Genomic DNA, 1714 nt, shown 5'->3' with positions numbered 1-1714 from the left:
AGCTTACAGATCTCGACCGCCCCTTGATCAATATCTACCCCTCGTAAGTCACGTTCGCTTACTGCGATTACTCAATAGAACCGATCTATCTCATCTCTTCCTAAGATACTATACAAATCAGCATTCACATTAGAGAGTAATTTACTTGGAAAGTAATTATGGCAAAATGGTATCGAACCCCGTATCTTATTACAACATAATTACTTCCATGAGTTATGACACTCCAGCAGATATCCGCGAATGACATCGCGGGCTGGGACTCTCTACAGGACATCGCTAATTCTTTCGAGAAGCGTGGGCTGAAACCTCGCCCAAATCTCGGTGATGACCATCAGCTCGTACTCCAACTTGCTGACGACGAATTTGTCGTACTTGTCAACGCGGGTCCCGGTGAATCCGCTACCGACTTCAAACCAGACAATCGCTCCCGCCACACAAATCTTGTCGCCACAAACGACTTCGATGAGTTTACTTTCCTTACTCGAACCCGAAGCTGGGAAGGTCAGCAGCACGGTCGCATCAAGCATCAGAAAATCTCGTTCACCAAAGACCAATTCACGAGAGATAGTGGAGAAAAGAATACTGTTCTAAAGAAGCTTAACTCGATTGAATACGGTTCATCTGCTGCGATTTACGACACGCTGTACGACACACAACAAGTCGTCAAGGAATTCTACGAAGAATTTGAAGAACTCCGCACAGATCTCGTTCAGGAGGTCTCTGGCATCCCTGATGACCGTGGAGATGCGAAGCAACGCTATGTCCAGGTAATTCTTGACCGGATGATCTTTCTGTACTTCATCCAAGAGAAACGTCTGCTAGATCGAAACCCAAACTACCTGCACGAACAGCCTAGTAGCGTCGTGAATGATGGCGAGGATCGATACAAAAACTTCTATCGGCCGCTGTTCTTCGACTATCTTGCAGAAGACAAGCAGAACCCCGAATTCGGGAGTCTCCCCTACCTGAATGGTGGGTTGTTCGCCAAAAATCCTGTTGAGAAAGACTTCCCAGACGCGAAGCTAGGTGCGTCCGCTGAAGAGACGAACCGGCTTTTCGACGACATTTTGGACTTCCTGTCGGGCTGGAACTGGAATGTCGACGAGCGTCTTGATATCGTTGATCCCAAGAATCTCTCGCCCGCTATTCTCGGCCATATCTTTGAGCAAACGGTTAATCAGAAAGAGATGGGGGCGTACTATACGCCCGAAGAGATCACCGGCTTCATGTCCCGCCGGACGATCCACCCATATCTACTTGATCAGCTCAACGAGGCCGTCGATGCTGAATACAATGAAATTGATGACGTGTTCGGATTCCCCGGTATAGAAGCCACTGGTGGTGAAGTGGCGTTGGCAGATGGTGGAACGATGACCCAGCAGGTTCCCACTGAGAACGTGGAGACAAAACACGTCGAAACGCTATATCATGATATCCTGAAAGAGGCACACGTGTTGGATCCAGCCGTCGGTAGTGGTGCGTTCCTGCTTGCTGCACAGGACGTGTTAGTGGACATCTATATGCAGTGTATCGAGTATTTCCAGCAGCTCGAACAAGAAGGCAAGAGTTGGGAGTTGGATTCTCGAACACGAGATGAATTAGAAGACATCAACGAAGGACAAGGTGGAGCATCGCTATACGCGAAGCGGACTGTCATTCTGAATAATCTCTACGGGGTAGATATTGATCAAGGGGCGGTCGAGATCTGTAAGCT

1 pseudogene is annotated in these 1714 nt (G+C 48.4%); it reads left to right on the top strand.

What is annotated here, in order from left to right:
• Positions 1-215: 215 nt before the first annotated feature.
• Positions 216-1714 (top strand): annotated as a pseudogene (locus NO877_RS19685) (type IIL restriction-modification enzyme MmeI); the annotation flags it as partial.

This window comes from Halohasta litorea, from assembly GCF_024494645.1.
GTDB lineage: Archaea > Halobacteriota > Halobacteria > Halobacteriales > Haloferacaceae > Halohasta > Halohasta litorea.
The sequence above is the reverse complement of the archived record's forward strand: the minus strand, read 5'-3'. Positions and strand labels throughout refer to the sequence as shown.